The sequence below is a fragment of the Rothia sp. HMSC068E02 genome, assembly GCF_001813565.1.
Taxonomy (GTDB): domain Bacteria; phylum Actinomycetota; class Actinomycetes; order Actinomycetales; family Micrococcaceae; genus Rothia.
The window spans coordinates 1-5,952 of record NZ_KV812888.1 but is presented as its reverse complement, the minus strand read 5'-3'; the positions used below and the strand labels follow the sequence as shown (position 1 = coordinate 5,952).

Annotated in this window: 5 protein-coding genes; all 5 read left to right on the top strand. The window is 55.2% G+C overall.

The window, feature by feature from the left end; genetic code table 11:
* Positions 1–257 precede the first annotated feature (257 nt).
* The 5 genes from HMPREF2919_RS07050 to HMPREF2919_RS09195 all read left to right on the top strand — a co-directional run bounded on the left by HMPREF2919_RS07050 (position 258) and on the right by HMPREF2919_RS09195 (position 5,481).
* On the top strand, positions 258–962 hold the full coding sequence (locus HMPREF2919_RS07050) for a replication-relaxation family protein (RefSeq protein WP_141754853.1): 705 nt from the start codon (positions 258–260) through the stop codon (positions 960–962).
* Entirely contained in the window at positions 959–2,986 is a 2,028-nt protein-coding gene (locus tag HMPREF2919_RS07045; RefSeq protein WP_070666972.1) for a type IV secretory system conjugative DNA transfer family protein, read from the top strand. The genes HMPREF2919_RS07050 and HMPREF2919_RS07045 overlap by 4 nt, the downstream gene beginning before the upstream one ends.
* A gap of 408 nt (positions 2,987–3,394) precedes the next feature.
* Positions 3,395–3,976, top strand: coding sequence for a hypothetical protein (locus tag HMPREF2919_RS07040; protein ID WP_141754852.1), 582 nt, complete (start codon positions 3,395–3,397; stop codon positions 3,974–3,976).
* Between the two features lie 732 nt (positions 3,977–4,708).
* Positions 4,709–4,882 carry a hypothetical protein gene (locus HMPREF2919_RS09200; protein WP_168165481.1) on the top strand — a complete coding sequence of 58 codons (174 nt, stop codon included), beginning with the start codon at positions 4,709–4,711 and terminating at the stop codon, positions 4,880–4,882.
* A 422-nt stretch (positions 4,883–5,304) separates the two neighbouring features.
* Positions 5,305–5,481, top strand: coding sequence for a hypothetical protein (locus HMPREF2919_RS09195; protein ID WP_168165480.1), 177 nt, complete (start codon positions 5,305–5,307; stop codon positions 5,479–5,481).
* Positions 5,482–5,952 lie beyond the last annotated feature (471 nt).

Here is a 5,952-nt window from a genome sequence, read left to right as displayed (position 1 = left end):
GGCAAACCTCCATGCTCACCACCGACACCACCCACCCCCTTCGTCCCTCATGGTGTGGGTGGTGTCGGTGGTTTTATTCCGGTTTTGGAATATTTGGGGCGGGGGTGGTAAGTGCTGTTGTTGGTCTGGGTTAGAGAGTGGTTAGGTTGAGTGATGGATTGATGATTTAATTGATTGATTTGATGATTGATGAATTGATTTTTTTGATGAGATTTTTGATGAATTGAAGGATTTGAGAGAGAAGGAGAATTGAATTGTTGACAGAGAGAGATTTGAAATTGTTGAATTTTATGTCTGGGTTTTCTTTCATGACGGCGGAGCAATGCGGAAGGTTTTTAGGTGTGAGTTTGGCGATTGTGAGAAGGAGGTTAAAGGCGTTGGCTGACTTGGAGCTGGTGGAGACTAAGAATGTGTTAGGGTCAAGAAGACTTTATTACTGGGTTTCTCGTGCAGGTCTGGATTTTTTGGGAGTGTCTGCTGAAGGGTCTGAGCCAAAGGGCGTGAGAATCGGGCAGCTGGAACATGACAAGACGGTTGCTGATTTGGCGGTTGATTTTGCGGTGAAGCATCCAGATTTTGAGGTCATCGGCGAGGCGCAGATTAGGAGACTTGATAGCGTGCTTCTGGAGGCTGGCGAGGAGCCAGAATTTGCGTTGAGGCGAGTCAGCGGCGGGCGAATGGTGAACGTGTTTCCGGATGTCGTGGCAGTGAGTCCGGCAGGGCATCGGTTCTTCTTGGAGTTTGAACACACAGTGAAGGACAAGCGGCGGTTGAAATCTTTGATGCGTGCGTACATGGCGAGTCCGAAGGTTTCAGCGGTGAAGTACTACGGGGTTTCTTCGGTCATGCCTCGCTTGCAGGCAGCGGTGAGTGAGCTCAGCGGTGAGATGCCGCTCTTTGGCGGCAAGCCAAAAATTCAGGTCGAAGAAGTTCAAGTGAAGAATGAAGGGCTGTTGTCATGACACCGACACCGAAGAATCCGAGGCTCAGCGCCAAAGATGCCGCCCGCCGCAATCAGGCAGACCCGCAAAACATCGGCCTTTCGATTCTCGCGGTAGCGGGCGTACTGAATCCGGTCGTGCTGCTGGTTGTGCTGGTCACCGTCGCGACGGGTCAGAAGAAGCTGCGGGGGTGGTGGGTTGCCACCGCCGGGGCTGTGCTGGGGCTTTTTTCCGCACTCTTCTTTGGTGGAGCGCGAGCCTATTTCACGCCCTGGCGCGAAACGGCACAGTTCGTGCGAGGACACGGAGGATTGCGCGGCACCGAAGGGCTGAAAGATTTTGCGCTGGCCCATGCTGGCGCATGGATCAGCGCACAAATCCCGTTTGGTCTGGCGGTTGGATTGCTGATTGCAGGTGCGGTCATTTGGAAGCGCGGCAAGTTCAGCGCTGAATGGCGCGAGGAAGCACCGGAATTGCACACCATGAGCGACCACGAAATGAAGCAGCTGAACGCGAAGGTTGCGAAAGCCAAGAAGAAGGCCGCACCGTGGGCAAATCCGAAGCCCGTTCAGCGGCTCGATGATGTCGCCGTCCGCCTGGGCATCTCCAAACCCGACTGCAAAACGGTTGATATTCCGCTCAGCGCATTGCGCTTGCACTCTCTGGTCTGCGGCCCGTCGGGGTTCGGCAAGACCACCACTATTTTTGAAGTTATCAAGGGGCTCACGCTGGCACCGGCCGCGGAGCCGTTCAAAATCGGCACCATCTTTGTGACGATGAAGCCCGAAGCCGACATCACCGACCAGATGCGGGCAATTGCGCGCCGCACCGGGCGAGGCTTCCACCTCATCACGCAGAACGGGGTGGGGGCAACCGAAACCTACAACCCCTTGAAGCATGGCACAAGCCACGAGCGGGCAAACATTTTGGTTGGAGCTGAGGCAAACGCCGCGCACGGCGGATTCAGCGAAGCGCACTATCATAGGTTGGGTTTGCGGTTCACAATGGTGGCGCTGGTTGCGCTGGAAGCTGCTGTGCAGGCTGAGCTAACCTACTTCGAAAACAGCCAGCCGGTGCCGTGGCGGCTGGACATTGCGCACGTGGCGCGCATGATGTCCACTGAATCGCTAGAGTCTGTCCGGGACGCTTTGGGCGGGTCAGATGCCGCGGTGCGCATCAACAAATGGTTGAACGAAGTTGCCGCAAATTCAGCGGTAAAATCAGGGGCGGAAGGCATGAAAAGCCGCTTTGCAGCTGTTGCAGAAGGCGCGGCGGGCGCGGTGCTGGTGGACGAACCGGGCGGTCTTGACCTAGAACAGGCCATTGCGAACGGCGATTTTGTCGTGTTCAATCTGGATGCCGCCCAAGACCTGGAAGCCGCGCAATTTGTGGCGAACTTGGCCATTTCTGATTTTGTCGCGACCATTGCACGCCTTGGACACGCCGGCTGGCACCTTGACCCGGCAACAGGCGAGCAGAACCGCCTGAACTTTTTGGTGGTGGATGAGTTCGCCGCGCTTGGGGCCACGGGTTTGATCGATGCAGTCGAGCGTTCCCGCAGCCACGGCGGCGCAGTCATGCTGTCCGCGCAGTCCCTCACCGGCCTAAACGTCGTCGGAGATGGATTCTTGGACAGGGTGAGCGCTTCGACTTCGGTCAAGCTCATGCACCGCGCCGAGGCCGAGGCCGAGGCTCTGGCGCAATTGCTGGGCACCCGCAAGGGCTTTGCCGAGACGACACAGACGTTTGAGGATGCTGACGGGCTGGGCTCACAGATTCGCGCGTCCGGTCAGGGCTCACTTCGAGAAGTCGACCGATTCCGAGTTCACCCGAACGTTTTCCGAAGCCTGGCACCCGGTGAGGTCGTGGCCATGTGGAGCGTTCCGCAGCTGACCGCCGAGGTGGTCAGCGTCAGGAAAACGGGGCTTCCGGCGGTGGATGATGAGCCAGCAGGTGAGCCTGAGCGTCAGCAGCGGCAGGAGCCGGAGGCTGATTCTCAGGGCTCAGCTGGCGGCAAAGATGATGAGATGTGGGGCTGGAGCTGAGCGCTAAAAAGAGAATCCCCTCAGCACAAAAGGCTGAGGGGATTCTTTCATGTCCGCCGCAGGGCACCAAGCCCTTTAGCTCTTCAAGCTTAACATCTTGCGCGGGTGGGTGCATCTGGTTTCGTCATTTCGCCTTCCAGCTTCACGCGTGCGCCAGTGTAGCCGCTCCACGGAGCCCGTCAAGCCCGCGTGCCGGTGCCGTGTGCAGGGATTCGTTCGGCCGTGCGAGGGGTTGGGGGTTCCGGCGGGCTTTGACAGGATCCGCTCTGCGGCGGGCGCGCTGCGTGTTGAAGCTGGCGGCGGGAAAACCGGCCGCTGGATTTTTTGATTTACCCCGGGGTAAACCAAAAAATCACGTCTCAGCTGGCGATGTGGTAGACACTTGAAGTAACAGAAAGGAAAAAATTCATGAAAAAAACTCAATTCGTGCAACATGTCATGGTGGGTGGCATCGCGTGTCTGCTGGCCTGGTTCATTGGGGTCTTTGAGATGAGCGCCCTCATCATGCCGCCGGTGCTGGCTTCGGTGCTTCTGCTGTTTTGCGCCAATCTTCTGACCTTTGGGCCGCGCGCTTTTGACCAGGTGCAGGCTTCCCGCCTTGTGGCGGTGGTTCTTGGCGCGGCGGTTGGTTTGGTTGGTGCTGGTGAGACAAGCGGTGTTTTCGTCCAGCCGGTGCTGACGGCGGCGCAACAGGGCGGTTCCATGTTGGCAACGGGCTTTGTTGCCTGGGTGATTTTTCAAATCATGGCGGAGAATGAACCATCATTTGCCGCAGCTCTTGATGCGAAAGTCGTTATTGCCGCAGGCGGGGCGGCGGGCTGGTTCCTGCTCACCGGCACCTGGGTTTTCGCTCTGCTGCTGGTCATTCTGTTCACCGGTCACCGGCTGTTTCAGTCCAGCGGCCGGGGGCTGGTGAATCTGAACGGAATTCTGGTCGTGAGCACTGAGGTGTTCCTGCTGCTGAATTGGTTCTTTGCGTTCATCCATTAGGAACGATAAGTGCCCCGCCAGGCGTGATGCCTGGCGGGGCACTCGAAAGATTCCCAAGTGTTCAACGGTTGTTGAGCTGTTCCCGCCTTCAATGAAAGCCCCGCCGCCCGCAAGCGGCGGGGAATGATAAGGCTGACGAGAACCTTTGATGATTCCAGATTAACACCGATTCGGTGGTGGTGCATCTGGTTTCGTCATTGTGCTGGTGAATTTTTTGTGCTGGGGGTTCCGGGCGGGGATGGTCGGGGCGGTATGCACGCAATCCTTGCGGTGTAATCTATTTCACAGCATGTAAATTATATACATATGAAATACATCACAGTGTGCCATAATTAAATGTAATTGAGTGTGCCATAATTGAATTAAATCATTGTGAAATAAATGCAAAGAAAACCGACAATAACTTGTATTATTGCCGGTTTTCTTGCTATAATTGTTATGTTAGGAAGGGCAAATTCCTAACATGTTCAAGTCTAGGAATTACATTCTCTGGACATTAATAATCAAATAACGAAAGGATTTAGCCTTTGGATACGCTGGCTAATATTCCCGGAGACCTAACCATTCTCGTTCTTTCCTGGACTCTCTCCAGGGTTGTTCTTCACTTCTTGAAGAAGGATAACAAAGACAAGAAATAAGGTCTAAGCTTCCACTCTCTCCCGGTGTTCACAGCACCGGGAGGGGGTGGCCCCCCTGAATATTCCTGTATCCAGGCTATCAAAGGTAATTACTATGAGCAAGCTTTTTTGGGTCCTGGCCCCTCTTAATGTTCTTCTTTTTTACCGCGAACTGTCGCATTTTTCGGCGGCTAGTGTTATTTCCCTGGCGATTCTGTCAGCAGCTGTTTTCTATCAGGTGCGGGCTTATCGAGCCCTTCGGGAACATGAGAAGGCTCAACACGCCTAAATCTCACAGCTGCACCGGTTTCATTCAGAGGTGAGACCCTCTCCATGGAGTACCCCCCTAAAGGGGGGGGGTACTCCATGGCCAACCGGCGCAGAAGGAAGACATCATGCCAAACATAACCACCGAACACTCAAAAAGTTTCACCCACCATGGACTAACCCGCAGCAAGGGAAGCGCGGAAGTGGTCCCGGCGCGTGAATTTCTTGCAGAGCTGACCGCAAAGCTGGGGGCCTAACATGGGCTTTGGGCTTCCGGTTCTTCTTTGGGTTCTTGCACTCTTCGTTGTCTTGGTTGGCGGGATTCTTTCCCCTGACCTCGACGGGGTTATTTTTTCTGGTTTGCTAGCACTGGCTCTGTCGGTACTGGCGACCCTTGCGGGCATTGCCGTGTACGCTTCACTGAATCATTGAAAGAAGAACGCCATGCATGAAGAAATTTCAACTGACCTTTTATGGTTCATGGGAGGGTATTTTTTCACCCTCTTGGGCCTGGTCTGCATTGCGAGCTACTACCAGCAGCCTGAGCTGATTATCAAGGGTTCCATAGCTTACGCCGTGATTTGGGCTATCACTAAAATTGCTCTTCACTTGGTGCTGTAAACGAGGTGCCCCACCCCCTGCAGGGGGTGGGGCACCTCTCGCGTTTCTCTTACCCGATAAAGAAGCTGTAGGCGGCTCTGTGGCGCTCGAAAATCCCTAGGATGCCTAAAGGAGCCGCTAGAGCCCTAAAATCGCCTTAGAACCGCCTTCTAGGGCTTTCTGTGGCTGTTTGTGGGGTGATTTGTCTCTGAAAGCTTGGAAACAGTGTTGTCTTCAATGTCCGAAGTTGTGCGAGTTACGCGCGCGTACTAGACCCACCTTAAAAAGGTGAGTCATTCTCAAGCACACGAAAACTCAAGCCGCGAACTCATGGCCACAAGGCGGAGATTCCATCGCCGCGCTGGAGCGCAGCGAGGAACGAGCGAGCACCAGCGCCTGGCGATGGAATCGAAGCCGAAAAGGGTTATAGCCCTTAGGAGCTGAGAGCCGAGCGAAGCGAGGCCTCAGCCCTTGGGCTAGAGCCCTTTGTGG